Here is a 24,782-nt window from a genome sequence, read left to right on the forward strand (position 1 = left end):
CCGACCCCGAGGACGGACCCATGACCAACCCCACCATCTGCGCGGTCCCCGACGACAGCCGGTGGCGCGACGTCCTCGCGAGCGGCGCCACCGCCGTCCCGCGGTGGAGCTCCGCGGAGGCGCCGGTCGGCGGCGGGACCGTCACCACGGCGGTCGCCGTCCCCGCCGAGCTGGCCGCCGCGGTGTTCGCGCAGGCGGGCCGCCTCGGCGTCGTGCCGGACGCGCTGCTCCTCGCGGCGCACGCCCGCGTCCTCGCGGCGCTGACCGCGGAGCCCGAGGTCCTCGCCGGTGTCGAGGTCGCGGGCCGGACCCTGCCCTGTCGCCTCGAGACCGGCGTCGCGTCGTGGCGGGTGCTCGTCACGACCGCGTTCGGGGCCCTGACCGAGCTGCGGGCCACGGACCGCACCGAGGACGCCGCCCTGGCCCGGGCGCGCCGCGACCTCGCGGGTCTCTGGCCCGAGACCGTCCTGGCCCTCGACCCCGCGGACACCGCCGCCGAGACCGCCGCCGAGCCCTCCCTCGACGACGGCGTCGTGTTCCGCATCGACCGCCCGGCGGACGACCTGCTGCGGGTCGTGCACCGGCCGGGCGACCTGGACGCCGCGGCCGCCGAGCGGATCGCCGGGTACCACCTCGCCGCCCTCGGGCAGCTCTGCGCCGACCCGGACGCGGCGCCGGACGCGGCGGGGCTGGTCGGCCCCGACGAGCTGGCCTTCCTCGTCGACGGCCTCGCGGGTCCGGTGCGCGAGCGTCCCGCGAAGCCCGCGCACGAGATCTTCCGCGACCGCGCCGCCGCCGACCCGGACCGCGTCGCCGTGGTGAACGGCGAGCGATCGTGGACCTACCGCGAGCTCGACGAGGTCACCGACCGCGTCGCGCGGGCGATCCTGGCCCGCGGCCTGCCGGCCGAGGGCATCGTCGCCGTGGTCGCCGAGCGGACCCTCGACTGGGCCGCCTCGGTGCTCGGCATCCTCAAGGCGGGCGCCGCGTACCTGCCGCTCGAGCCCCACTTCCCGGCCGACCGCATCGCGACCGTGCTCACCCGCGCCGACGCCCGCCTCGTGCTGGGGGAGCGCGGCAGCACGGCCACGCTCGACGAGGCCCTGGCCGGCCTCGGCGCGGCGGCGCCCGAGCGCCTGCTCGTCGACGACGCGGTCGCCGAGGAGCACGGCGACGCCGTCCCCCGCGTCGACATCGCGGGCGACCGGCTCGCCTACCTGTACTTCACCTCCGGCTCCACCGGCGAGCCCAAGGGCGCCATGTGCGAGCACGCGGGGATGGTGAACCACCTCTACGCCAAGATCGAGGACCTCGGGATCACCGAGGGCACGGTGGTCACCGAGACCGCCCCGCAGTGCTTCGACATCTCGCTGTGGCAGCTCGTGGCGCCCTGGCTCGTCGGCGCGACCACGGTGATCGTCGAGCAGGCGACGATCCTCGACGTGCCTGCGTTCGTGGAGCTCCTGGCCCGCCGCCGCGTCGAGGTCGCCCAGCTCGTGCCGTCCTACCTCGACGTCGTCGTGTCCTACCTCGAGCAGCAGGACGTCCCGGCGGCCGAGGTCCTGCCCGCGCTGCGGCGCATCGCGGTCACCGGCGAGGCCGTCAAGAAGGAACTGGTCGCGCGCTGGTTCTCGGTGCGCCCCGACGTCGCGATGGTGAACGCGTACGGGCTCACCGAGACGTGCGACGACACCAACCACGAGATCCTCACCGAGGTGCCCGCCGGTGAGCGGGTGCCGCTCGGACCCGCCGTCCCCAACGTCCGCGTCTACGTCGTCGACGAGGCGCTGCACCCGGTCCCGCTGGGCGCGCCGGGGGAGATCGTCTTCTCCGGGGTGTGCGTCGGGCGCGGGTACGTCAACGACCCCGACCGCACGGCGAAGGCGTTCGTGCCCGACCCGCTGCGCGCCGGGGAGCGGCTCTACCGCAGCGGCGACCACGGCCGGTGGCTGCCCAGTGGGAAGCTCGACTTCCTCGGGCGGCGCGACCACCAGGTGAAGATCTCCGGGTTCCGCATCGAGATCGGCGAGGTCGAGAACACGCTGCTGCGGGCGCCCGGCGTGCGCGACGCCGCCGTCGTCGTCGCCGAGCGGCCGGGACGCGGCAAGCAGCTGGTCGGCTTCTACGGCGCCGCCGCGCCCGTGGAGAACGAGGTGCTCCGCGCGACCCTCGGCGCGTCGCTGCCCGGGTACATGGTCCCGCCGGTGCTGCACCACCAGGAGGTCCTGCCGCTCACCCCGAACGGCAAGATCGACCGCAAGGCGCTCACGACCCTCGCCCTGGCCCTCGACGAGCCCGAGACCGCCGCCGACGCGGACACCACCCCGCTCAGCCCGACCGAGGAGCGCGTGGCGGCCGTGTGGGCGCCCCTGCTGGGCGTCGACGTGTCGGCGATCGGCCGGGACACCCACTTCTTCGACCGGGGCGGCTCCTCGCTGCTCGCGGTGAAGATGGCGGTCGGCCTGAAGAAGGTCGTGAGCCTGCCCGACATCGTGGGCCACCCCGTGCTCGCCGACCTCGCCGCGCTCATCGACAGCAAGGCTGAGGTCCCGGCACAGGCGCCCGCGCCCGCCGCCGCACCTGCCGCCGCCGCACCCGCGGAGGAGGCGCCGACGGTGCGCTTCCGCCCCTCCGACCTCACGCCCTCGACGTGACGCGAGCGGTACGGGGGAGGTGCCGGCGGGGTCAGGTCAGCTCGGCGGGGGTGACCGCCCCCCGCTGCAGCGCCGCGTTGGCGAGCTCGACGCGACGGCGGGTGCTCGTCGGGTCCAGCTCGAACTTGTCGTAGAGGCGCAGGAGGTGCTGCTTGACCGCGGCCTCGGAGACGACGAGCTCCGCGGCGACGGCACGGGCCGTCGCCGGCTCGGTGAACACCGCGCCCGAGAACAACGGCCGGCACAGCGCCACGAGGACGTCGCGCTCACGGCGCGTGAGCTCCGGCGCCTTCCGCGGCGCCTTGGTGGGTGCCGCGCGGCTCGCGGCGCCCCGGAACACCAGCCGGGTCGCACCGACGTGGATCGCGTCGCCGTGACGCAGGGCGCGCTCGGCGATGAGGCGCTCGCCCGCCACGACGGTCCCGTTGGTGCTGCCGAGGTCGCGGATCGCCCAGCCCGCCCCGTAGGACTGCAGCACGGCGTGCAGCGAGGAGACCTGGCCGTCGTGGTCGAGGACGATCCCGTTGCCCTCCTCGCGCCCGATCGTCATCGACGGGCCGGCGAGCAGGACCACCTCGACCCCGCCGGGTCGCCACACCTCGAGGAAGCTCGTCGGGCGACCCGCGTCGCTGGTCATGCGTCGCCTCCTCGGACGGGTCCGCGGCGTCGCCGCCGGCACGCCGACGACGGTCACCAACGGTCACATTCGAGTGAGAGTACGCCGTTCGGTGTATCACGTTCGAGGGTGCGTGCGACATAGTGTCAGCAGCGTCGACCGGTCGGAGGGGGGTGTCCGGGGTGGCCGAACGGTTCGGGCCCTATGAGTTACTCCGCGTGGTCGGTCGCGGCGGAATGGGTGAGGTCTTCGAGGCCCACGACACCGAGCACGACCGGGTCGTCGCCCTCAAGCGCCTCACCGCCGAGGGCGCCGGCGACGAGGAGTACCAGCGGCGCTTCCGCCGCGAGGCCCGGCTCGTCGCGCGCCTGAGCAGCCCGCACGTCATCCCGATCCACTCGTACGGCGAGATCGACGGGCAGCTCTTCCTCGACATGCGGCTCGTCGGGGGCGCCGACCTCGAGCGGATCCTCGCCACCGAGGGGCGGCTCCCGCCCGCGCGCGCGGTGGCGATCGTCGAGCAGGTCGCGTCCGCGCTGGACGCCGCCCACCACGCGGGCCTGGTGCACCGCGACGTGAAGCCGTCGAACGTCCTCGTCGACGACGCGGTCGGCGCCAACGAGTTCGCCTACCTCGTCGACTTCGGGATCACCCGCTCCATGGTGGGCGACGACAGCGCGCCCCTCACCGGGACCCGCGTCCTGATCGGGAGCATGGACTACATGGCGCCCGAGCGGTTCTCGGGCACGGGCGGGCACGGGATCGACGTCTACGCGCTGGCGTGCCTCCTGTACGAGTGCCTGACCGGGACCCGGCCGTTCCCGATCGACGACTTCACCGAGCTCATGACCGCGCACCTGTACACGGCCCCGCCCGCGCCGTCGCGCTCGGTGCCCGGCCTGGACGAGGCCTTCGACGCGGTCGTCGCCTCGGGCCTGGCCAAGGACCCCGAGCAGCGGCCCGCGAGCGCGGGGGCCCTCGCCGCCGCGGCCCGGGCGGCGCTCGACGCGGACACCGGGGCGAAGGTGCCGTCGACCCCGACGACGGCGCAGTGGGAGCGCCCCGTCCTCGAGCCCGGAGCCGGAGCGCCCCGCCGCGGCGGCACCGAGAGGTCGTCGGCCTCCTCGCCGGCCTCGTCATCGGGAGCCTCGTCACCGGTCGACGCGCCCACGACGGCCGTGCGGTCCACGACCGCCGCCGGGACCGCTGCCTCCGGCGCCGCGTCCCGCGCCGCGGCCGACGTCACCGACGCCCTGCGGCCCGGGGCGCGGTCGGCGCCGGCGGGCGCGGCGCACGGCCCGCGGCCCCAGGGCCCCGCCGGCCCACCCCGGGCGTCGCTGCAGGCCATGCGCCAGGCCCGGACCCCCGGGCCGCCGGCGCGGGGGACCGGGACCGGGATGCGGCCCCCGACGGGCGGGGTGACCGACGGGCCCCGGCGCCCCGGCGCGCCACCGGCCAGGACACAGACCCGCGAGGGGGCGGGCGGGTCGGGCTACTACCCGCGGCCCGGCGCGGAGCCGGCCCCCACGACCCGTCCGGCGCCGACGGTCGGGCGCGAGCCCGAGCCGCTCGCGCCGCCGGAGACGACGGAGCCGGACGCCGGGCGTGGCACCGGCCGGAAGGCGCTGTGGATCGCCCTGGTGGTCCTCGGCACCGCGCTGGCGGTCGCGGCCGCCGTGTACGTCGCCGTGCTCCTCACGCCGGCGGCGGGCTGACGGGAGGGCCGGGCGGTGGACCACGACGCGATCTCTCGCACGCCCTCACCAGAAGGTGAGAAGACCCTGACCCCGCGGGCCGGGAAGGCTGGCCCGGCGGCGATGTCGGCGCGGGGCGCGGGCGAGGACTCTCGTGGTGTCACCGAGACGACGACAGCGAAACCGAGGAGGTCGCCATGACCATCATCTCCGCCCCTCAGCAGTACAACACCGACGACCTCTTCATCGACCTGCGGGCGATCGTCGAGCACAACCTCTTCCTCAAGGTCGAGGGCATGAACTTCGCGGGCTCCGTGAAACTGAAGGCGGCCGCCTCGATGATCGCGGCCGCCCAGCAGCAGGGCCTGCTCAACCCCTGGTCGATCGTGGTCGAGTCGTCGTCGGGGAACCTCGGCGTGGCGCTGGCGATGGTCTGCGCGAACCACGGCTACCGCTTCATCTGCGTCACCGACGACCGCTGCAACATCCAGACCCGCCGGCTCATCGAGGCCTTCGGCGGCGAGGTCCACGTCGTCGACGTGCCGCACCCGCAGACCGGCCTGCTCGGCGCCCGCCTCGAGCACCTCGCCTCGATCTGCGCGAAGAACCCCGACGCCGTCTGGCTCAACCAGTACGAGAACCCGGCCAACGCGGGCGCCCACTACGCCCAGACCGGCCCGGCGATCGCCCACACCTTCCCCCACGTCGACATCGTGTTCGTGGGGGCGGGCACCTGCGGGACGCTCATGGGCACCGCCCGCTGGTTCAAGCAGCACCGCCCGGACGTCAAGATCGTCGCGGTCGACGTCGAGGGCTCGGTGAGCTTCGGCGGCCAGGCCGGCACCCGCCGCATCCCCGGCCTGGGCATGGGCATGACGCCGCCCGCGCTCGACCGCTCGATGGTCGACGACGTCGTCATGGTCCCCGAGACCGAGACCCTGCGGATGTGCCAGCGCCTCGCGATGCGCGGGTTCCTCTTCGGCGGGTCCACCGGCACCGTCGTCGCGGGGGCGTCCTCCTGGCTGTCCGAGCACGGCCGGCCCGGCATGACCGCCGTGACCCTGGCGCCCGACTCCGGCGAGCGGTACCTCGAGACCGTCTACGCCCCGCTCTGGCGCGAGGAGCACTACGGCGCCATGGCCCGCCTGACCGGCCGTCACATCCTGCCCGAGAAGCTGCCCGCCCCGCCGGCGTCCAGCGCCTGATCCGTCGACCCCGCCTCACCCGACCCGACAGCCCTAGCCCGACCGGAGACACCATGTCGTCCACGATGCAGCAGCCCGCCGCCGGCAACCTCGACCTCCGGCCCGGCCACCCGCCGATCCTGTGGGTGAACCCCGGCCCCGATGCGGTCGGCTGGGCGGCGTACCACCGCAACGACGTGCGCCAGATCGTGGCCCGCCACGGCTCGGTGCTCATCCGGGGGCTCGGCGTGCGCGACCACGCGCAGACGGCCGCCGTGTTCGGCCGTCTCGCGGCGGTCGGCCTCCTGGCCGAGCGCGAGGCGTTCGCCGCCCGCACGGCGCTCGGGAACGGCCTGTACTCGGCCACCCCGTGGCCGGCGACCCAGCAGATGTGCCTGCACAACGAGCTGAGCTACCTGCCCGACCCGCCGGCCTTCATGTTCTTCGCGTGCCTCACCCCGGCCGCCGCCGGGGGTGCCACCCCGGTCGGCGACGCCGCGGCGGTCCTCCAGGCGCTGCCCCCGGCACTCGTGCAGCGGCTCGACCACGAGGGCTGGATGCTCGTCCGCAACTACAACGACGAGATCGGCGCGTCGTGGGCGGAGGCCTTCGGCACGAACGATCGCGGCGCGGTCGAGCACTACTGCCGCACCCAGGGCATCGAGTTCAGCTGGAACGGCGACGGCCTGAGCACCCGCCAGCGCCGCCGCGCCGTCGTGCGCCACCCCGTCGACGGACGGCCCTGCTGGTTCAACCAGGTCGCGTTCCTCAACGAGTGGACGCTCGACCCCGACATCCGCGAGTACCTCGTCGAGTCCTACGGCCCCGACGGGCTGCCGTTCACCACGCGCTTCGGCAACGGCGAGCCGATCGGCGAGGACGTCGTGAACCTGATCAACAACGCCTACACCGCGCACACGGTCACCGAGCCCTGGCAGGCGGGCGACGTCATGGTCGTCGACAACATCCGCACGGCCCACGGCCGCGAGCCGTACCAGGGCGACCGCGAGGTCGTCGTCGGGATGGCCGACGCGATCCGGCTCGACGGTCGCCCGTAACGGCTGCTCGAGTCAGGCGGGTCCGAGCACGCGGTCGAGGTGCTCGTTCCCGAACAGGCCCGAGGGGTCGACGTCGCGGCGCACGCGCCGGAAGTCCTCGAAGCGCGGGTAGCGCTCGGCCAGCGCGGCGGCGTCCAGGTGGTGCTCCTTGCCCCAGTGCGGGCGCCCGCCGGCCGCGGCGGCGATCTCGCCGAACGCCGCGAAGTACTCGGCGCGCGGGGCCCCGACGTACTGGTGGATCGCGACGTAGGCGGTGTCGCGGCCGTGCGCGGTGGAGAGCCAGACGTCGTCGGCGGCGGCGACACGCACCTCGACGGGGAAGAGCACGGGGTGCTCGAGGCGCGGGACCAGCGCGCGCAGCTCGTCGAGGACCCCGGCGAGCCGCGCCCGCGGCACCGCCCACTCGGACTCGGCGAACCGCACCCGGCGCCGCGTGGTGAACACGCGGTGGGAGCGGTCGCCGTACTCGCGCGCGGACAGCACCCCGGACGCGACGCGGCCCAGCGGGACGGCGGTGGCGGGGAACGCGCGCCCGACCCGGCACAGCGCCCCGAACGCGGCGTTCTCGACGACGTCGTACTCGACGAACCGGCGCACGGGGTGCAGCGGGGCCGGCGGGTCGTCCACCCGCTGGTTGCGCTTGACCAGGGCCTGCGCGCCGTAGGGGAACCAGTAGAACTCGACGTGGTCGGCCTCGTCGAAGAGCGTGTCCAGGTGCGCGAGCACGTCCTCCAGCGGCTCCGGGCGCTCGCTGGCCCGCAGCGCGAACGCGGGCACGCACCGCAGGGTCACGTGGGTGACGACGCCGAGCGCGCCGAGCCCGATCCGCGCGGCCTCGAAGAGGGCGTCACCCGCCGAGCACGCGACGGGGGTGCCGTCGGCGAGCACGAGGTCGAGCGCGACGACCTGGGTGGCGAGGCCGCCGAGGCGCGCGCCGGTGCCGTGGGTGCCGGTGGCGAGGGCGCCCGAGATCGTCTGGACGTCGATGTCGCCGAGGTTCTCCAGCGCGAGCCCGTGGGCGTCGAGCGCGGCGTTCAGCGCGCGCAGGGTGGTGCCGGCGCGGACCCGCACCCGGCCGGTGGTGGTGTCGAGCGACTCGATCCCGGTCCATCCGCGCAGGTCCAGGGCGTGCGCGTCGGTGGCCGCGAGCGGGGTGAACGAGTGGCCGCTGCCGCGCGGGCGCAGGTGCGAGCCCCGGACGGCGCGTACGGCGGCGACGACGTCGTCGACCGAGCGGGGGACGTGGACGCGGGCCGGGGTCGCGGTGACGGTGCCCGACCAGTTGCGCCACACGCCACGAGCCACGCGAGCACCGTAGCCTCCGCACGTGATCGGTAGGTCGGGTCGAGCTCCGCTGCGCTTCGTCTCCCGTGACTGGGATCGCGCCACCGCCGACCTCGACCCACCGTTCGCGGTCGTCGACCTCGACGCCTTCGACGCCAACCTCGCCGACCTGCTGGCCCGCGCGCAGGGGCTGCCGATCCGCCTGGCCACCAAGTCGCTGCGGTGCCGGGCGCTGATCGAGCGCGCGGGCCTTCCGCGGCTGATGTGCTACGCGCTGCGCGAGGCGCTCTGGCACGCCGGTCTCGGGACCGGCGACGACCTCCTCGTCGGCTACCCGAGCGTCGACCGCGGCGCACTGCGCACCCTCGCCGCCGACGAGCACGCGCGGGCCCGGGTCACGCTCATGGTCGACTCCGTCGCGCACCTCGACCTGGTCGACGACGCCGTCGGCGCCGGCCACCCCGAGCTGCGCGTGTGCCTCGACCTCGACGCCGCGTGGCGCCCGGTGCCCGGCGTGCCCCGCGTGCACGTGGGCGCCCGCCGCTCGCCGGTCCGCACGCCCGCCGAGGCGCGCCGTCTCGCCGCCCGGATCGCGGAGCGGCCGGGCTTCCGCCTGGTCGGGCTCATGGCCTACGAGGGCCAGATCGCCGGGGTGCCGGACGCGACCGGCTCCCGGCTGCGCGACGCGGTGGTGCGGGCGATGCAGCGGCGCTCGGCCGCCGAGCTGGCGGGGCGCCGTGGCGCGGTGGTGGCCGCGGTCCGGGAGGTCGCCGACCTGGAGTTCGTCAACGGCGGGGGCAGCGGCAGCGTGGAGACCACCCGCGCGGACCCGTCGGTCACCGAGATCGCCGCCGGCTCCGCGCTGATCGGCTCGACGCTCTTCGACGGCTACACCCGCATGCACCCCCGGCCCGCGCTCGCCTATGCGCTGCCGGTGGTGCGCCGCCCCGACGCCCGCCACGCCACCCTGGCCGGCGGCGGCTGGGTGGCCTCGGGACCCGCGGCGGCGTCGCGCCTGCCCACGCCGTTCGGGCCCGGCGACCTGGCGCTGACCGGCACCGAGGGCGCCGGCGAGGTGCAGACGCCCGTGACCGGGCGGCCTCTGCCCGCACTCGGCGACCGGGTGTGGATGCGGCACGCGAAGGCCGGCGAGCTCGCCGAGCACGTCCGGGAGTACCACCTCGTGCAGTCCGACCGGGTCGTCCGCACCGCCGCGACGTACCGGGGCGAGGGCCAGGCCTTCGGCTGAGGCCCTAGGGACCGCTCACCCGCGACACCACCAGCTCCGGGGTGTCGGCGGGGTCGTGGGCGGGGTGGTCGGGGAAGTCGAACACCGCGATCATCAGCTGCATCGGGTAGGCGGGCGCCTGGCGGCAGGTGCGGGTCACCATGCCGTCGATCATGAAGTCGACGCGGCCGGGCTGGCGGTGCACGGCGTAGCGGTGCGCCACGGTGATGTCGAGGTCGCGGGGCTCGGCGACGAAGTCCTCGACGAGGTCCGGGTCGCGGAACGCCTTGATCCCGGAGCCGACGCTCACGCGGGCGCCCTCGACGGTGTCGCCGAAGACCTCCACGAGGCAGACCTCGCCGCACCGCTCGGGGGCGTCCTCGAGCCCCACGAGCCACGCCGAGAACATCGCCGCCGGGCCGATGCGGGCCCGGGCCTCGACCTCGACCATCCCGGTCCGCGGCGTGAAGCCCCACACGGTCGGCTGCTCCTCGCGCACCCGCTGCCCCTCGCGGAAACGCTGCTGGCCGTCGGTGCTGCCGACGGGCCCGGAACGGTTGCCGCTCTGCACGCCCGAGACGCGCAGCGGCGGCTCGTGGTCGCCGGCGCACCACAGCGGCTGCTCCGGCGGGATCGTCAGGTGCAGGCCCTCGCCGTCGACCGACCAGGTGGCCGCGGCCTCGGCCCGCGAGCTCCAGGCCGGCAGGTAGGCGGGCGTCCAGACGGCCGGGTCGAGGCCGCCGGCGAAGCGCTCGTCGAACACGTCAGCGCTGCTCCTCGGGCCCGCCCGGCACCCACAGGACGTCGCCGCCCGGGTTGGCGACGCGGCCGAGGATGAACAGCAGGTCCGAGAGCCGGTTGAGGTAGTGCGCGGGCAGCTTGCTGGTGCGGTCCGGGTCGGCGGCGACGACGGCCCAGGTGCTGCGCTCGGCGCGGCGGGTGACGGTGCGCGCGACGTTGAGGTACGCGGCCGCGGGGGTGCCGCCGGGCAGGATGAACGAGTTGAGCTTGGGCAGGTCCTCGTTGAACTCGTCGCACCAGCCCTCGAGCCGCTCGATCTGGCGCTCGGTGACGCGCAGCGGCGGGTACTCCGGGTTCTCGATGATCGGCGTGGCCAGGTCGGCGCCGACGTCGAACAGGTCGTTCTGGATCTGCTGCAGCGGCGCGACGATGGCCTCGGGCGGCGCGCCCACCGAGAGCGCGACGCCGATCGCGGCGTTGGCCTCCTCGGAGTCGGCGTAGGCCGACAGCCGCGGGTCGGTCTTGGGCACGCGCGAGAAGTCCGAGAGACCGGTGGTCCCGTCGTCGCCGGTGCGCGTGTAGATCCGGGTCAGGTGAACGGCCACGGCGCCAGTCTAGGGACGCCGTAACCGTTCACCGAGCCGTCCACCACGGTGTCTCAGCGCTGCAGCGCCTGCCCGAACAGCGGCGCGGCGCGGTCGAGCGCGGCCGCGGTGCCGGGCACCGAGCCGGACGAGAACGCGTCGCTCGTGGTCTTGTCGTCGAGGACGACGAGGTGCCCGGCCTGCGCGGCCGGGGTCTGCGAGAGCACCGGGTCGGTGCGGATGGCGTCGGCGCTCGCGTTGATCGGGAACACGACGGTGAGGTCGGAGGACAGCAGCCCGACCTGCTCGCCCGAGAGCTGCACGTAGAACGACCCGGCGGCCTGGGGCGCGAGGGCCTCGATCTGCGGCGGGGTCCGGAAGCCGAGCTCGCTCATGACGTCGACGCGGGAGTCACCGGGGACGTAGGCGCCCCACTGCCCGCCGTAGAAGGCGCCGACACCCGCGGCCCGGCCCGCGAACGACGGGTTGGCGGCGGTCGTGGCGCGGAACTTCTCCTCGAGTCCGGCGATCTGCTGGGCGCCGACGTCCGGCTTGCCCAGGGCCCGGGACACCATGTCCATCTGCTGGCGCCAGGTCGTGCCGTACGCGGCCGCGAGGCCCGGGGGCGGCCCGACGGTCGGGGCGATGCGCGAGAGCGTGTCGTAGCGCTGGCGGTCGCCCGACGAGCGCGTGTCGAGGATGAGGTCGGGGCGCAGGGCCGCGACGGCCTCGTAGTCGAGCTGCGTCGTGCCGAGGATCGTCGGCGGCGTCTGGTACGGCGGCGACCACGGGCCGACGCCGGTGCCGCCGAAGCCGAGCCAGTCCGACGCGCCGACGGGCTGGACGCCGAGCACGAGCGCGGTCTCGGCGTCCGACCAGCCGAGCGCGACGATGCGCTGCGGCGGCTCCTCGATCGTCACCGGACCGAACTGGGTGTCGACCGTCGCGGGGTACTGGGCGCCGACGGCCGAGCCGGCCGGGGCGCCGCCACCGCCGCCGTCGCCGCCCCCGCCGCAGGCCGCGAGGAGGAGCAGGGCGGCGGCGCTCGCCGCGAGGACGAGGCGCCTGAGGGCACCGCGGGGGCCGGGGGACACACGCACTCCTGGAACTCGAATCGGACAATCTGGGAGTCTGAGGCTAGGCAACCCTAATGGTTAGGCTGCACAGCGGATCCCCCGTCGGACGAGAGTGGGTGAGCGCGCGGTGGTGGTGGACGCGCCCGGGCAGGCGCCGCCCGCGCGGCGCACCGGGACGCCCGGCGGCGTGGTGGGGTCGGCGACCCGCGTGCTCGGGCTGCTCGCGCTGGTCGCGATCGCGGTGCTCGTGCTGCTGGTCAGCATCGGCATCGGCTCGCGCGACATCGGCATCGCGCAGTCGTGGACGCTCCTGCTCGGCGGCGACCCCGGTGGCGCCGCCGGCATCGACGCGGCCGTCGTGCGCGACCTGCGGGTGCCCCGCGGCCTGCTCGCGCTGGCGGTCGGCGCCGCGCTCGGGCTCGCCGGCGCCGTGATGCAGGGCCTGTCGCGCAACCCGCTGGCCGACCCCGGCCTGCTCGGGGTCAACGCCGGCGCGTCGGCCGCGGTCGTCGTGGCGATCGGCGTGTTCGGGATCGGCAGCATCACGGGCTACGTGTGGTTCGGGCTCGTCGGGGCGGGCGTGGCGATGTTCGGGGTGCACGCGCTCGGCGCCACCGGGCGGGCGTCGGGGACGCCGGACCGCCTCGTGCTCGCCGGCGCCGCGATCACCGCCGTGCTCATCGCGCTGGTCAACGCCGCGCTCGTGCTCTCGCCGCGGACCTTCGACTCCTTCCGGTTCTGGAACCTCGGCTCGCTGTCCGGGCGGCGGATGGACGTGCTGCTCGCGGTCGGCCCGTTCATCGCGGTCGGGGTGCTCGCCGCCTTTGCGATGGCCCGCGCGCTCGACACGCTCGCGCTCGGCGACCGCGCCGGCCGAGCGCTCGGGCTCGACGTCGGGCGCACCCGGGTCGCCGCCGGCGCCGTCGTCACCGTCCTCGCGGGCGCCGCGACGGCCGCGGTCGGCCCGATCGCGTTCCTCGGCCTCGCCGTCCCGCACGTCGTGCGCGGTCTCGTCGGGCCCGCCCACCGCTGGCTGCTGCCCTACACCGCCGTCCTGGGAGCGATCGTGCTGCTCGTCGCCGACGTCGTCGGCCGCGTCCTCGTCCCGCCCGGCGAGATCCAGGTGGGCGTCACCACGGCCGTGCTCGGCGCGCCCGTCTTCGTGGCCCTGTGCCGCCGGCGCCGGCTGGTGGGCGTGTGAACGCGCCGCTCGTCACGGGGCGGCTGCTCCGCCTCGGCGGCGGCCGGATCTCGCTGCGCGTCGGTCCGCGCTCGGTCGTGGTCGGCGCGGTCGCGGCCGTCGTGGTCGTGGTCGGCGCGCTCCTGGCGATGACCACGGGCTCGTTCCCGCTGACGCTCACCGAGGTCGCCGAGACCCTCGTCGGGCAGGGCAGCCGGTCGACCGAGTTCATCGTGCTCGACCAGCGGCTGCCCCGGCTGGTGCTCGCCGTCGGGGTGGGCGCGGCGCTCGCGGTCAGCGGCGCGGTGCTGCAGAGCCTCTCGCGCAACGCGCTCGGCAGCCCCGACGTCATCGGGTTCACCACCGGCGCCTCGACCGGCGCGCTCGTCGCCATCGTCGTGCTCGGCGCCGGCACCCTCGGGACCTCGCTCGGGGCGCTGGTCGGCGGCCTGCTCACGGCGCTGCTCGTCGTCGCGCTGTCCGCGGGGCGCGGCACGCAGGGCCTGCGCATGGTGCTCATCGGGATCGGCATCGGCGCGGCGCTGCTCGCCGTCAACAGCTGGCTGATCACCACGGCGCAGCTGCAGACCGCCGTCGACGCCCAGGCCTGGCTGCTCGGCGACCTCAGCAATCGCGGCTGGCCCCAGATCCTCGCCCTCGCGGCGGTGGTCGTCGTGCTGCTGCCCGTGCTGTTCGCGCTGGGCCGGCGCCTCGCGCTGCTCGAGCTCGGCGACCGCCCGGCCGGCGCGCTCGGCGTCGACGTCGGGCGCACCCGCACGATCCTGCTGCTGTGCGCGGTGGCCCTCGCCGCCGCCTCGACGGCCGCCGCCGGGCCGATCCCGTTCCTGGCCCTCGCGGCCCCGCAGATCGCGCGCAGCCTGACCCGGGCGGCGACGCCGGTGCTCCTGCCGAGCGCGCTGGTCGGGGCGGCCCTGCTCGTCGTCAGCGACCTCGCCGTCACCCGCCTGTTCCAGCCCGTCCCGCTGCCGGTCGGGGTCGCCACCGGCCTCATCGGCGGGCTCTACCTCGTCGCGCTGCTCGTGCGCCTGTGGCGGGGGAGCACGACGTGAGCACCACTTCCTACCCGGCAGGAGCCCGATGACCCGCCTGCTCGCCCGCGACGTGACGCTCGGCTACGAGGGCCGCACGGTGGCCCGCGACCTCTCGGTGGAGATCCCGGACGACTCGTTCACCGTGATCGTCGGGCCGAACGCCTGCGGCAAGTCGACGCTGCTCGCGGCCCTGGCGCGGGTGCTCGCCCCGCAGGCCGGCGCGGTGGTGCTCGACGGCGCCGAGATCGCGAGCTACAGGTCCAAGGAGGTGGCGCGCCGCCTCGGCCTGCTGCCCCAGACCGCGACGGCGCCCGGCGGCATCACCGTCGGCGACCTCGTCGCCCGCGGCCGCTACCCGCACCAGCAGCTGCTCAAGCAGTGGTCGGACGACGACGAGGTGGCCGTCGCCGAGGCGATGGCGCTGACGAACGTCTCCGACCTCGCCCCCCGGCTGGTCGACGAGCTCTCCGGCGGCCAGCGCCAGCGGGTGTGGCTCGCGATGGCGCTCGCCCAAGAGACGCCCATCCTGCTGCTCGACGAGCCGACCACCTACCTCGACATCTCCCACCAGGTCGACGTCCTCGAGCTCTGCGCGCGCCTGCACGCGCACCACGGCCGCACGCTGGTCGCGGTGCTGCACGACCTCAACCAGGCCGCCCGGTACGCCTCGCACCTCGTCGCCCTGCGCCGGGGCGGGGTCGTGGCCGCGACCGGGCCGCCGGGCGAGGTCCTCACCGAGGAGCTGGTCACCGACGTCTACGGCCTGGCCTGCCGGGTGCTGCCCGACCCCGAGACCGGCACGCCGATGGTGGTGCCCCGCCGGCCGGACTGGATGGCCGGACGCGCCGTGGAGGGTGCTGGCGACGGCCGCTCCGTGGCGGGCGGGTAGCGTCCCGGCGCGATGAACGAGCACTTCGTGGTGCACGGCTCCGGGCCGCTCTCCGGGGCGGTCGACGTCGTCGGCGCCAAGAACAGCGTGCTCAAGCTGATGGCGGCCGCGCTGCTCGCCGAAGGCCGGACGGTCATCACCAACTGTCCGGAGATCCTCGACGTCCCCCTGATGGCCGACGTGCTGCGCAGCCTCGGCTGCGCGGTGGCGGTCGACGGCGCCACGGTGACCATCGACGTCCCGGCCGAGCTGACCCCGGAGGCGGACTACCGCTCGGTGTCGCGGCTGCGGGCCTCGGTGTGCGTACTCGGGCCGCTGGTGGCCCGCTGCCGGCGCGCGGTGGTGCCGCTGCCCGGCGGCGATGCGATCGGCTCGCGCCCGCTCGACATGCACCAGGCGGGCCTGCGCCTGCTCGGCGCCTCGAGCGAGATCTCGCACGGCTGCGTCGTCGCGGGCGCCGAGACGCTGCGCGGCGCCCAGATCTGGCTCGACTTCCCCAGCGTCGGGGCCACCGAGAACATCCTCATGGCCGCGGTCTTCGCCGACGGCACGACGGTCATCGACAACGCGGCCCGCGAGCCGGAGATCGTCGACCTCGTCACGATGCTCCAGCAGATGGGCGCCAAGATCGAGGGCGGCGGGACGTCCACGCTCACCGTCCACGGCGGCGGGCCGCTGACGCCCACGACGCACCGGGTCATCGGCGACCGGATCGTGGGCGCGACCTGGGGCTTCGCCGCCGCGATGGCAGGCGGAGACGTCACGGTCAACGGCGTCGACCCGCACCACCTCGACCTCGTGCTCGACCGGCTCGGGCAGGCCGGCGCGCAGGTGTCCACGCTCGACGGCGGGTTCCGGGTCGTCATGGAGGGCCGGCCGCGCTCCGTGGACTGGGTGACGCTGCCCTACCCGGGCTTCGCGACCGACCTGCAGCCCATGGCGATCGCGCTGTCGGCGATCTCCGAGGGCACCTCGATGATCACCGAGAACGTCTTCGAGGGGCGCTTCCGCTTCGTCGAGGAGATGGTCCGGCTCGGCGCCGACGCGCGCACCGACGGGCACCACGCCGTCGTGCGGGGCGTGCGGCGGCTGTCCTCGGCGCCGGTGTGGGCGTCGGACATCCGCGCGGGCGCGGGCCTGGTGCTCGCGGGGCTCTGCGCGGACGGCGAGACCGAGGTCTGGGACGTCGCGCACATCGATCGCGGCTACCCGCTGTTCGTCGAGAACCTCGCCGCCCTCGGCGGCGGCATCCACCGGATCGTCGCCCCGCCCCAGCGCTGACTCACATGGCGCGGAGGACCACGCGGGCGTCGTCGGCGTCGCTCGGGAACGCCAGCAGGCGCCAGCCGTCGGCGCCGTGGCTCAGCGTCACCCGCACCTTCTCGCGCGCGAGCTTGGCCACCAGCACGTCCGCGGCCTCGCGGGTGGGCACGACGGCGACGGTCTCGAGGAGCCCCAGGTCGCCGTTCTCGTCGGGCAGCGCGCCCTCGGGCCCGCGACCGAACGTGTAGCGCAGGATGCCGGCGAGCAGGATGACCAGCGACACCACCAGCGCGATCTCGGTCACCGAACCCACGCCCACCATCGTGACCGATCCTGTGGGCCACGGCATCCCGCGTGCGATTCCGTCGCGGCGACCCGTCGGTAACATCAGCGGGTCATCGCCAGGTGACGAAGCGCAGCGGAGGTACCTGACGTGCCCTACCCCAGTGACGACGCCCGCGACCGCCCCTGGGTCATGCGGACGTACGCCGGCCACTCGTCGGCCCGCGCGTCGAACGAGCTCTACCGGCGCAACCTGGAGAAGGGCCAGACCGGCCTCTCGGTGGCCTTCGACCTGCCCACGCAGACCGGCTACGACCCCGACCACGAGCTCGCCAAGGGCGAGGTCGGCAAGGTCGGCGTGCCGGTGTCGCACATCGGCGACATGCGGGCCCTCTTCGACGGCATCCCGCTCAACGACGCCAACACGTCGATGACGATCAACGCGACGGCGATGTACATGCTGGCGCTCTACGTCACCGTGGCCGACGAGCACGGCGCCGACCGCGAGAAGCTCGCGGGCACCACGCAGAACGACATCGTCAAGGAGTACCTGTCCCGCGGGACGTACGCCTTCCCGCCGGCGCCGAGCGTCCGGCTGATCACCGACATGATCGCGTGGACGTACACCAACGTCCCGAAGTGGAACCCGATCAACATCTGCAGCTATCACCTGCAGGAGGCCGGGGCGACGCCGACGCAGGAGGTCGCCTACACGCTCTCGACGGCGATCGCGGTGCTCGACGCGGTGCGCGACTCGGGCCAGGTGCCGCCCGAGAAGTTCGGCCAGGTCGTCGGGCGCATCTCGTTCTTCGTCAACGCCGGGCTGCACTTCATCGAGGAGATCGCGAAGCTCCGCGCGTTCTCGCAGCTCTGGGACGAGCTGTGCCGCGAGCGCTACGGCGTCGAGGACGAGAAGATGCGCCGCTTCCGCTACGGCGTGCAGGTCAACTCGCTCGGGCTCACCGAGGCGCAGCCGGAGAACAACGTCCAGCGCATCGTGCTGGAGATGCTCGCGGTGACGCTGTCGAAGGACGCCCGGGCCCGCGCGGTGCAGCTGCCGGCGTGGAACGAGGCGCTCGGCCTGCCGCGGCCGTGGGACCAGCAGTGGGCGCTGCGGATGCAGCAGGTGCTGGCCTACGAGACCGACCTGCTCGACCACGACGACATCTTCGCCGGCTCCCACGTCATGGAGGCCAAGACCGCCGCCATCGTCGAGGGCGCCCGCGCGGAGATGGCCAAGGTCGCCGAGATGGGCGGCGCGGTGCCCGCCGTCGACTCCGGCTACATGAAGTCGCAGCTGGTGTCGTCGCTCGCCCAGCGCCGCCAGCGCATGGAGTCCGGCGAGGACGTGGTCGTCGGCGTCAACAAGTTCACCTCCACCGAGCCCAGCCCGCTGCAGGCCGAGGGCGCCGAGGCGATCTTCACCGTCGAGAAGTCGGTCGAGGAGGAGGCCGCCCGCGCGGTCCAGGAGTGGCGGTCCTCGCGCGACCAGCAGGCCGCCGACGCCGCGCTCGAGCACCTCCGGACGGCCGCGGGAACCGACGAGAACCTCATGGAGGCCACGCTCGAGTGCGCCCGCGCCGGCGTGACCACGGGGGAGTGGTCGGGCGCGCTGCGCGACGTCTTCGGCTCCTACCGCGCCCCGACGGGCGTCGCTGGAGCTACTGGCGCGACCTCCGGCTCCGGCGAGGCCCCCGAGGAGCTCGCCGAGGTCCGGGCCCGCGTCCGCCGGACGGCCGAGGAGATGGGCACGGCGTCGCTGCGCATGCTCGTCGGCAAGCCGGGCCTCGACGGACACTCCAACGGCGCCGAGCAGATCGCCGTGCGCGCCCGCGACGCCGGCTTCGAGGTCATCTACCAGGGCATCCGCCTGACGCCGGCCGAGATCGTCGCGGCCGCCGTCCAGGAGGGCGTGCACGTCGTCGGCCTGTCGGTGCTCTCCGGCTCGCACCTCGAGGTCGTGCCCGCCGTGCTCGACGGGCTGGCCCGCGCGGGTGCCGACGACATCCCGGTGGTCGTCGGCGGGATCATCCCGCCCGCCGACGCGGAGCAGCTCCAGCGCCTCGGCGTGCAGCGCGTCGTCACGCCGAAGACCTACTCGCTGACCGGGATCATGGGCGAGTTCGTCGACGTCGTCCGCGAGGCGAACGGTCTCGACTCGCCGTCGCCGGCGCCCGTCGCGGGGGCCTGAGCCGGGGCCTGAGCCGGGGCCCTCAGCCCGGCACCTTGTCGAGGAAGCCGTGGACGGTGCGCAGGCGCCCGTCCTCGGCGATCTCGGCGACGTCGAACCCGATCACGACGGGCTCGGCGCCCGCGGGCCCGAGGTGCCAGGTGAAGCGCACGACGTCGTGGTGGGCGTCGAGCACGTCGCCGCGCGAGAACGTCAGACCCGCGAACTGCTCCTGCGCGCCGGCGATCAGCGCGTCCACGCCGTCGTGGCCGGAGACGTCGGCGAGCGGGTCGACGTAGCGCGCGTCGGGCGTGAACGCCGCGGCGATCGCGTCGCGACGCGCGGACGGGTCGGTCGTGTTCCAGGCGGCCAGGTAGCGGTCGATGGTCTCCATGGGGTCCTCCTTCGTCGTGGCTGACGAGGAGAACCCTGAGCGCCACGGGTAGCCGGGTCGATGACCTCGCAGGTCATGGACGATCACCGCTGCGGGCGGCGACGCTGGTCCCCATGACCCAGGAGACGGAGCGCAGCGGAGCTCGACCATCGATCGACGACCTCATCGCCGCCATGCCCTTCGCCGCCGGCCTCGGCATGCGGCTCGAGACCGCGGGCGCCGACGAGACCGTCGCCGTGCTGCCCTGGTCCGACGCGAACACGACCCTCGGCGGGCTGCTGCACGGCGGGGCGCTGATGACGCTTGCCGACACCACCGGTGCGGTCTGCGCCTACCTGGGCCTGCCCGAGGGCGCGCGGACCGCGACCACGCAGTCGGGCACGCACCTGCTGCGCGCGGTCTCGGGCTCCGACGTCCGGGCGACGGCGCGTCCCGTGCACTCCGGGCGCACGCAGATCGTCGTGCAGACCGATCTCACCGACGACCGCGGGCGCCTCGTCGCGCGGACCACCCAGACGCAGGCCGTCATTCCTGCGTGATGCCCTCGCGGACGTCCGTGCCGTGCTCGGCGAACGCCTTGAAGTCCAGCATGTGCCGGCGCGACTGCTTGCGGAAGACGGGGCGCATCAACGGCCCCAGCAGCCGCATCGGCCCGCTGAACCGGTACTCGTTCTCGCTCGTCCAGAGCGTCGTCCCCGGACCGGCCTCGGTCAGCCGCTCGCGCGCGGCGTTCCACATGCCCTCGGCGACGATCTCGCGCTCGTAGTGCACGACGCCGCCCTCCGGGAGGCGTGTGAGGTCCGCGGGCTCCCGGCGCGTGATGGTCTCGGTGGCCTCCATCTCCTGCTGCCCCGTGCGCAGCACGACGCGCGACGTCGTCCCGACCTGCCCGTGCTCCCCGTGCAGCGGCTCGTGGCGCACCAGACCCCGCAGCCACTTCGGCAGGTGGGCGGGGTCGGCGAGCAGCGCGACCGCCTGCTCCCGCGGCAGGGCGAGCTCGATCGAGACGGTGTACTTCATGCCGACGACCGTATCAGTGTCGACTTATAGAACGCGTTGCCTCACGCGTCGGCGTCGTCAGGCTCGTCGTCGTCCTTCGCGGCCCCGCGCCGTTTGAGGAACGAGAAGCCGGGGATGCCGTCGATGGCCCGGCGCAGGTCCTTGGTGACGTCGAGCAGCTCGTGGAGGTCCGGTCCGACGCGGTCGAGGGTCGCGAGGATCGGCATGATGTCGGCGACCATGTGCTCGGTGAACTGCGGCATCTGGTCCACGAGCTTGATCGCCGCGTCGACCTCCTCGGGGCTGAGCTCGTCGACGAACTTGCCGGCCAGCGGGGCGGCGCGCTCGAGCATCGGGCGGTAGGTGTCCAGCAGCTCCTGGGCCGAGCGGCTGGTCGCCCCGGCGCCGTCGACGATCTCCCGCGCGCCCTCGGTGATCTCCCGGGCGCTGCCGACGACGCCCTCCGCGCCGCTCGTGATCGACCGGGCGGACCCGACGACCTCCTCGGCGCCGCTGGTGATGGTCCGCGCGGACTCCACGACCTCGCTCGCGCCGGACGTGATGGTCCGCGCGCTGCCCACGACGTCCTCCGCGCCGCTCGTGATCGCGCGCGCCGAGGTGACCACCTCGTCGGCCCCGGACGTGATGAGCCGCGCCGACCCGACCACCTCGTCGGCGCCCTCGGTGATCTTCTGCGCGGAGCCGACGACCTCCTCGGCGCCGCTGGTGATCGACCGCGCCGAGCCGACGACCTCGTTCGCGCCGTCGGTGATGCGGCGGGCCTCGCCGATCACGGTGTCGATCTCGCCGACGATCCCGTCCGCGCGGGCGACCAGGCCGTCGGCGCGGTCGGCGAGCGCTCCGAGCACGCCGACCAGGCGCGTCACCTCGTCGAGCAGGGCGTCCACGCGCCCGGGCAGGCGGGCGCCGACGTCCACGACCTCGCCGACCCACCCCACGACCGAGCGGCTCGTGTCGAGCACCTCGCCCGGGGTGGGCACCGCCAGCGGTCCGAGCCGCACCAACGCCATGTCCCCACTCTGCCCGCGCGCGGCCGCGGGCACGCGCGGTCAGGCCGAGCGGAGCACCAGGAGGGTGTAGGCGGCGAGGGTCTGGGCGTCGGTGATCTCGCCGGCGCGGGCGCGCTCCTCGAACGCCGAGCGGGTGACCCAGGCGAAGCGCATGTCGGCCTCGGTGTCCTCGCGGTCGGGGCGCCCTTCGGTGAGGTCGGTGGCGAGGAACGCGCGCCCGCGCTGCGACGACAGCCCGGGGGCGACGTCGAGCAGGCCGAGGTAGGTCCAGGTGGCGGCGGTCAGGCCCGTCTCCTCGCGCAGCTCGCGGGCGGCGAGGTCCCGGGCCGGCATCTCCGCGCGGTCGGGGGCGGTGCCCTGCGGGAACTCCCAGCGCCGCAGCCCGAGGGGGTAGCGGTACTGCTCGACCATGGCCAGGCGGTCTCCGTCGAGGGCCAGGACCAGCGCGTAGTCGGGCTTGTCGACGACGCCGTAGACGCCGCCGGACCCGTCCGGGCGGCGGAACGTGTCCTCGCGCAGCGACATCCAGGGGTTGGCGTAGATCTCACGGCTGGACGTGGTGACGGGTGGCTCCACACCCCGGGATGATCCTCGCCGCCCGTCTCCTACCCTGCCCGGTGTGCGTCTCGTCATCGCCCGCTGCACGGTCGACTACGCCGGCCGCCTGACCGCGCACCTGCCGAGCGCGCTGCGGCTGCTGCTGGTCAAGGCCGACGGGTCGGTCAGCGTCCACGCCGACGACCGCGCCTACAAGCCGCTGAACTGGATGAGCCCGCCGTGCTGGCTCACCGAGGAGCCCGGCGTGTGGACGGTGCGCAACAAGGCCGACGAGACGCTGACGATCACCCTCGAGGAGATCCAGCACGATTCCAGCCACGAGCTCGGCGTCGACCCGGGCCTGGTCAAGGACGGCGTCGAGGCCCACCTGCAGGAGCTCCTCGCCGCGCACGTCACGACGCTGGGGGAGGGCTGGTCGCTCGTGCGCCGCGAGTACCCCACGGCGATCGGCCCGGTCGACCTGCTCTGCCGCGACGACGCCGGGCGGTCCGTCGCGGTCGAGATCAAGCGGCGCGGGGAGATCGACGGCGTCGAGCAGCTCACCCGCTACCTCGAGCTGCTCAACCGTGACCCGCTGCTCGCGCCGGTGGCCGGGATCTTCGCCGCCCAGCAGATCAAGCCCCAGGCCCGGGTGCTCGCGACCGATCGCGGCATCCGCTGCGTGACGCTCGACTACGACACCCTGCGCGGGGCCGAGGTCGACGAGTTCCGGTTGTTCTGACGTGGGCGGCCGGAACTGATGGGCGGCCGCCTGTCCCGCGCGCTCGCCCGGCGCCTCGGCCGTGGTCGTGTGCGGGAGCGCCTGCCGGCCGAGGTCGACGGCGAGTGCGTGTTCTGCCGGATCGTCGACGGGCGCGGTGAGGCGAGCGTCGTCGCGGAGTCCGAGGGAGCGCTCGCGTTCCTCGACCTCCAGCCCGTCACGCCGGGCCATGTGCTCGTCGTGCCCCGGGCGCACGCGGCGCATCTCGCGGACACCACCGACGCCGACGGCGCCGCGGTGTGGGCGCTGGCGCGGCGGGTAGCGGCGGGCCTGCGCGCGGCGGGGCTCGCCGACGGTGTGAACCTGCTCCTCGCCGACGGGGCCGTGGCCTGGCAGACCGTGTGGCACGTGCACCTGCACGTCATCCCGCGTCGGCGCGGCGACGGGCTGCGCCTCCTGGCGGCCTGGAAGACGCCGGGGCGCGCGAGCCTCGACGCGACGGCGGACCGCCTCCGCGCCGCCGTGCCCTGAACGTGGCGACCCCGACGAACAGTCGCGCCTGACCGCTACTGCCGAGTACCTTCGCCGCATGACGAGCACCCGCGACGCGGGAACGGTGCCCGCCGCTTCTGCGCAGACGTTCGACTCCTTCGATCCCCGCTCCGGCGAGGTGATCGCGTCCTACCCGCGGCACACGCCCGAGCAGGTCGAGGCGACGGTCGCGCGGGCCCGGCGGGCGACGCGCTGGTGGACCGACCTGGGGTTCGACGGGCGGTCGCACAAGCTCGCGGCGTGGCGCCAGCTGATCGACAGGCGTCGCGAGGAGCTCGCCGAGGTGGTCAGCCGCGAGACCGGCAAGCCGCTGGACGACGCGCGCATCGAGGGCATCCTCGCCCTCGACCACCTGCACTGGGCCGCGACCCACGCGAAGAAGGTGCTCGGGCCGCGCAACGCCGCCGCCGGCCTGCTGATGATCAACCACAAGGCGACCGTCGAGTACCCGGCGGTCGGTGTCGTCGGGGTGCTCGGGCCCTGGAACTACCCGGTGTTCACGCCGATGGGCTCGATCGCCTACGCGCTCGCCGCGGGCAACACGGTCGTCTTCAAGCCCAGCGAGCTGACCCCGGGCGTCGGGAAGTGGCTGGTCGACACCTTCGCCGAGGCGGTCGGTGAGGACGCGGTGTTCCAGCTGGTCACCGGCGAGGGCGAGACCGGCGCGGCGCTGTGCCGGGCCGGGGTCGACAAGGTCGCGTTCACCGGGTCGACGGCCACGGCCAAGAAGGTCATGGCGACCTGCGCGGAGACGCTGACCCCGGTGCTCGTCGAGTGCGGCGGCAAGGACGCCCTGCTCGTCGACGCCGACGCGGACCTCGACGACGCCGCCGCGGCCGTGGTCTGGGGCGCGATGTCGAACGCCGGCCAGACCTGCGTGGGCGTGGAGCGCGTGTACGTCGTGGACGCGGTCGCCGAGGACCTCCTCGACCGCGTCGCCCGCCGCGCCGCCACCGTCACCCCGGGCGGGGCGCCGGACTCCCAGTACGGCCCGATCACCATGCCCTCGCAGCTCGGGGTCATCTCCGGGCAGATCGACGACGCGCTCACCCGCGGCGGGCGCGCCGTCGTCGGCGGCCGCGAGTCGGTGCGCGCGCCCTACGTCGACCCCGTCGTGCTCGCCGACGTCCCCGAGGACTCGAGCGCGGTCACCGACGAGACCTTCGGCCCGACGGTGGTCGTCAACCGGGTGCGCGACATCGACGAGGCCGTCGAGCGCGCCAACGCCTCGCGCTACGGGCTCGGCGCCTCGGTGTTCGCGACGGCCCGCGGCCACGAGGTCGCCCGCCGCCTGCGCGCCGGCATGGTCTCGGTCAACGGCGTCATCGCCTTCGCCGGCATCCCGTCGCTGCCCTTCGGCGGCGTCGGCGACTCCGGCTTCGGGCGCATCCACGGCGTCGACGGGCTCCGCGAGTTCACCCGCCCGCTCGCGATCTCCGAGCGCCGCTTCCGCAGCGTCAACGTCATGACGTTCGACCGCCCGGGCTGGGTCGTGAAGGTGCTCGCCGGACTGGTCAGCGTCCTCTACGGCCGCCGTCGCTGAGTCACGCGATCACGCTTCCGGCGTCTTGGTGAGCGATGTCGGTTAGGCCA

At 74.7% G+C, this 24,782-nt stretch carries 24 protein-coding genes; 14 read left to right on the plus strand and 10 right to left on the minus strand.

Features of this window, described 5'->3' with window-relative positions:
- The first annotated feature begins 20 nt into the window (after window positions 1-20).
- A complete protein-coding gene (locus EV188_RS02525; RefSeq protein WP_133824635.1) occupies window positions 21-2,654 on the plus strand; it encodes an amino acid adenylation domain-containing protein in 2,634 nt (877 codons plus the stop codon).
- 31 nt (window positions 2,655-2,685) lie between these two features.
- Here the strand turns inward: EV188_RS02525 and EV188_RS02530 are convergent, their stop codons facing one another.
- A complete protein-coding gene (locus EV188_RS02530; RefSeq protein WP_133824636.1) occupies window positions 2,686-3,291 on the minus strand; it encodes an FHA domain-containing protein in 606 nt (201 codons plus the stop codon).
- Window positions 3,292-3,452: 161 nt separating this feature from the next.
- Between EV188_RS02530 and EV188_RS32145 the strand changes: the two genes are divergently transcribed.
- The 3 genes from EV188_RS32145 (at window position 3,453) to EV188_RS02545 (ending at window position 7,206) form a co-directional block, all read left to right on the plus strand.
- The gene (locus EV188_RS32145) at window positions 3,453-4,985 is read left to right on the plus strand and encodes a serine/threonine-protein kinase (protein ID WP_279536697.1); all 1,533 of its coding nucleotides are present in this window, start codon (window positions 3,453-3,455) and stop codon (window positions 4,983-4,985) included.
- A gap of 176 nt (window positions 4,986-5,161) precedes the next feature.
- Window positions 5,162-6,169 carry a 2,3-diaminopropionate biosynthesis protein SbnA gene (sbnA, locus tag EV188_RS02540; protein ID WP_133824637.1) on the plus strand — a complete coding sequence of 336 codons (1,008 nt, stop codon included), beginning with the start codon at window positions 5,162-5,164 and terminating at the stop codon, window positions 6,167-6,169.
- 53 nt (window positions 6,170-6,222) lie between these two features.
- Window positions 6,223-7,206: a TauD/TfdA family dioxygenase gene (locus EV188_RS02545; RefSeq protein WP_133824638.1), complete on the plus strand. Its 984-nt coding sequence runs from the start codon at window positions 6,223-6,225 to the stop codon at window positions 7,204-7,206.
- A gap of 12 nt (window positions 7,207-7,218) precedes the next feature.
- On the opposite strand, the gene EV188_RS02550 is transcribed toward EV188_RS02545, so the two are convergent.
- Entirely contained in the window at window positions 7,219-8,511 is a 1,293-nt protein-coding gene (locus EV188_RS02550; protein WP_243741432.1) for a D-arabinono-1,4-lactone oxidase, read from the minus strand.
- A 49-nt stretch (window positions 8,512-8,560) separates the two neighbouring features.
- Here EV188_RS02550 and EV188_RS02555 point away from each other — a divergent pair, with 49 nt between their 5' ends.
- Window positions 8,561-9,739 (plus strand): alanine racemase, encoded by a 1,179-nt coding sequence (locus EV188_RS02555; RefSeq protein ID WP_133825362.1) that lies wholly within the window; start codon window positions 8,561-8,563, stop codon window positions 9,737-9,739.
- 4 nt (window positions 9,740-9,743) lie between these two features.
- Here the strand turns inward: EV188_RS02555 and EV188_RS02560 are convergent, their stop codons facing one another.
- From EV188_RS02560 to EV188_RS02570, 3 genes are read right to left on the minus strand one after another with little or no spacing between them, the layout of a single operon-like run.
- A complete protein-coding gene (locus tag EV188_RS02560) occupies window positions 9,744-10,481 on the minus strand; it encodes a glycoside hydrolase family 16 protein (protein ID WP_133824639.1) in 738 nt (245 codons plus the stop codon).
- A 1-nt stretch (window position 10,482) separates the two neighbouring features.
- Window positions 10,483-11,064, minus strand: coding sequence for a cob(I)yrinic acid a,c-diamide adenosyltransferase (locus tag EV188_RS02565; RefSeq protein WP_133824640.1), 582 nt, complete (start codon window positions 11,062-11,064; stop codon window positions 10,483-10,485).
- Window positions 11,065-11,117: 53 nt separating this feature from the next.
- On the minus strand, window positions 11,118-12,137 hold the full coding sequence (locus tag EV188_RS02570) for an iron-siderophore ABC transporter substrate-binding protein (protein WP_133824641.1): 1,020 nt from the start codon (window positions 12,135-12,137) through the stop codon (window positions 11,118-11,120).
- 94 nt (window positions 12,138-12,231) lie between these two features.
- On the opposite strand from EV188_RS02570, the gene EV188_RS02575 reads away from it, so the two are divergent.
- The 4 genes from EV188_RS02575 to murA are packed head-to-tail and all read left to right on the plus strand — an operon-like array spanning window position 12,232 to window position 16,521.
- Window positions 12,232-13,320: a FecCD family ABC transporter permease gene (locus EV188_RS02575; protein ID WP_243741434.1), complete on the plus strand. Its 1,089-nt coding sequence runs from the start codon at window positions 12,232-12,234 to the stop codon at window positions 13,318-13,320.
- A complete protein-coding gene (locus EV188_RS02580; protein WP_243741435.1) occupies window positions 13,317-14,369 on the plus strand; it encodes a FecCD family ABC transporter permease in 1,053 nt (350 codons plus the stop codon). Before EV188_RS02575 ends, EV188_RS02580 begins: the two co-directional genes overlap by 4 nt.
- A gap of 28 nt (window positions 14,370-14,397) precedes the next feature.
- Window positions 14,398-15,240 (plus strand): ABC transporter ATP-binding protein, encoded by an 843-nt coding sequence (locus EV188_RS02585; protein ID WP_133824643.1) that lies wholly within the window; start codon window positions 14,398-14,400, stop codon window positions 15,238-15,240.
- 12 nt (window positions 15,241-15,252) lie between these two features.
- A complete protein-coding gene (gene murA, locus EV188_RS02590) occupies window positions 15,253-16,521 on the plus strand; it encodes a UDP-N-acetylglucosamine 1-carboxyvinyltransferase (RefSeq protein ID WP_133824644.1) in 1,269 nt (422 codons plus the stop codon).
- Window position 16,522: 1 nt separating this feature from the next.
- Here the strand turns inward: murA and EV188_RS02595 are convergent, their stop codons facing one another.
- Window positions 16,523-16,816 carry a hypothetical protein gene (locus tag EV188_RS02595; protein ID WP_133824645.1) on the minus strand — a complete coding sequence of 98 codons (294 nt, stop codon included), beginning with the start codon at window positions 16,814-16,816 and terminating at the stop codon, window positions 16,523-16,525.
- A gap of 120 nt (window positions 16,817-16,936) precedes the next feature.
- Between EV188_RS02595 and EV188_RS02600 the strand changes: the two genes are divergently transcribed.
- Complete coding sequence (locus tag EV188_RS02600; RefSeq protein ID WP_133824646.1) at window positions 16,937-18,976, plus strand: protein meaA; 2,040 nt, start codon at window positions 16,937-16,939, stop codon at window positions 18,974-18,976.
- Between the two features lie 22 nt (window positions 18,977-18,998).
- Here the strand turns inward: EV188_RS02600 and EV188_RS02605 are convergent, their stop codons facing one another.
- The gene (locus EV188_RS02605) at window positions 18,999-19,349 is read right to left on the minus strand and encodes a nuclear transport factor 2 family protein (RefSeq protein ID WP_133824647.1); all 351 of its coding nucleotides are present in this window, start codon (window positions 19,347-19,349) and stop codon (window positions 18,999-19,001) included.
- Window positions 19,350-19,462: 113 nt separating this feature from the next.
- Here EV188_RS02605 and EV188_RS02610 point away from each other — a divergent pair, with 113 nt between their 5' ends.
- On the plus strand, window positions 19,463-19,888 hold the full coding sequence (locus EV188_RS02610; RefSeq protein WP_166659686.1) for a PaaI family thioesterase: 426 nt from the start codon (window positions 19,463-19,465) through the stop codon (window positions 19,886-19,888).
- Here EV188_RS02610 and EV188_RS02615 read toward each other — a convergent pair.
- From EV188_RS02615 to EV188_RS02625, 3 genes are read right to left on the minus strand one after another with little or no spacing between them, the layout of a single operon-like run.
- A complete protein-coding gene (locus EV188_RS02615; RefSeq protein WP_133824648.1) occupies window positions 19,875-20,369 on the minus strand; it encodes an SRPBCC family protein in 495 nt (164 codons plus the stop codon). The two genes, EV188_RS02610 and EV188_RS02615, sit on opposite strands and share 14 nt — an antisense overlap.
- 41 nt (window positions 20,370-20,410) lie before the next feature.
- Window positions 20,411-21,379 carry a methyl-accepting chemotaxis protein gene (locus EV188_RS02620; protein ID WP_133824649.1) on the minus strand — a complete coding sequence of 323 codons (969 nt, stop codon included), beginning with the start codon at window positions 21,377-21,379 and terminating at the stop codon, window positions 20,411-20,413.
- Between the two features lie 39 nt (window positions 21,380-21,418).
- Window positions 21,419-21,904, minus strand: coding sequence for an NUDIX domain-containing protein (locus tag EV188_RS02625; protein WP_243741513.1), 486 nt, complete (start codon window positions 21,902-21,904; stop codon window positions 21,419-21,421).
- A 94-nt stretch (window positions 21,905-21,998) separates the two neighbouring features.
- Here EV188_RS02625 and nucS point away from each other — a divergent pair, with 94 nt between their 5' ends.
- From nucS to EV188_RS02640, 3 genes are read left to right on the plus strand one after another with little or no spacing between them, the layout of a single operon-like run.
- The gene (gene nucS, locus EV188_RS02630) at window positions 21,999-22,658 is read left to right on the plus strand and encodes an endonuclease NucS (protein WP_133824651.1); all 660 of its coding nucleotides are present in this window, start codon (window positions 21,999-22,001) and stop codon (window positions 22,656-22,658) included.
- Window positions 22,659-22,676: 18 nt separating this feature from the next.
- Window positions 22,677-23,168, plus strand: coding sequence for an HIT family protein (locus tag EV188_RS02635; protein ID WP_133824652.1), 492 nt, complete (start codon window positions 22,677-22,679; stop codon window positions 23,166-23,168).
- Window positions 23,169-23,226: 58 nt separating this feature from the next.
- Entirely contained in the window at window positions 23,227-24,732 is a 1,506-nt protein-coding gene (locus tag EV188_RS02640) for an aldehyde dehydrogenase family protein (protein WP_133824653.1), read from the plus strand.
- Window positions 24,733-24,782 lie beyond the last annotated feature (50 nt).

Origin of the sequence: Actinomycetospora succinea (assembly GCF_004363095.1) — a bacterium.
Taxonomy (GTDB): domain Bacteria; phylum Actinomycetota; class Actinomycetes; order Mycobacteriales; family Pseudonocardiaceae; genus Actinomycetospora; species Actinomycetospora succinea.

Bases quoted from the DNA above. Each gene is read 5' to 3' on its own strand.
- EV188_RS02610 (WP_166659686.1), top strand. From the start codon at position 19,463: ATGACCCAGGAGACGGAGCGCAGCGGAGCTCGACCATCGATCGACGAC.
- EV188_RS02545 (WP_133824638.1), top strand. From the start codon at position 6,223: ATGTCGTCCACGATGCAGCAGCCCGCCGCCGGCAACCTCGACCTCCGG.
- EV188_RS02605 (WP_133824647.1), bottom strand. From the start codon at position 19,349: ATGGAGACCATCGACCGCTACCTGGCCGCCTGGAACACGACCGACCCG.
- EV188_RS02625 (WP_243741513.1), bottom strand. From the start codon at position 21,904: ATGTCGCTGCGCGAGGACACGTTCCGCCGCCCGGACGGGTCCGGCGGC.
- EV188_RS02585 (WP_133824643.1), top strand. From the start codon at position 14,398: ATGACCCGCCTGCTCGCCCGCGACGTGACGCTCGGCTACGAGGGCCGC.
- EV188_RS02525 (WP_133824635.1), top strand. From the start codon at position 21: ATGACCAACCCCACCATCTGCGCGGTCCCCGACGACAGCCGGTGGCGC.
- EV188_RS02615 (WP_133824648.1), bottom strand. From the start codon at position 20,369: ATGAAGTACACCGTCTCGATCGAGCTCGCCCTGCCGCGGGAGCAGGCG.
- EV188_RS02620 (WP_133824649.1), bottom strand. From the start codon at position 21,379: ATGGCGTTGGTGCGGCTCGGACCGCTGGCGGTGCCCACCCCGGGCGAG.
- murA (WP_133824644.1), top strand. From the start codon at position 15,253: ATGAACGAGCACTTCGTGGTGCACGGCTCCGGGCCGCTCTCCGGGGCG.
- EV188_RS02640 (WP_133824653.1), top strand. From the start codon at position 23,227: ATGACGAGCACCCGCGACGCGGGAACGGTGCCCGCCGCTTCTGCGCAG.
- sbnA (WP_133824637.1), top strand. From the start codon at position 5,162: ATGACCATCATCTCCGCCCCTCAGCAGTACAACACCGACGACCTCTTC.
- EV188_RS02635 (WP_133824652.1), top strand. From the start codon at position 22,677: ATGGGCGGCCGCCTGTCCCGCGCGCTCGCCCGGCGCCTCGGCCGTGGT.
- EV188_RS02530 (WP_133824636.1), bottom strand. From the start codon at position 3,291: ATGACCAGCGACGCGGGTCGCCCGACGAGCTTCCTCGAGGTGTGGCGA.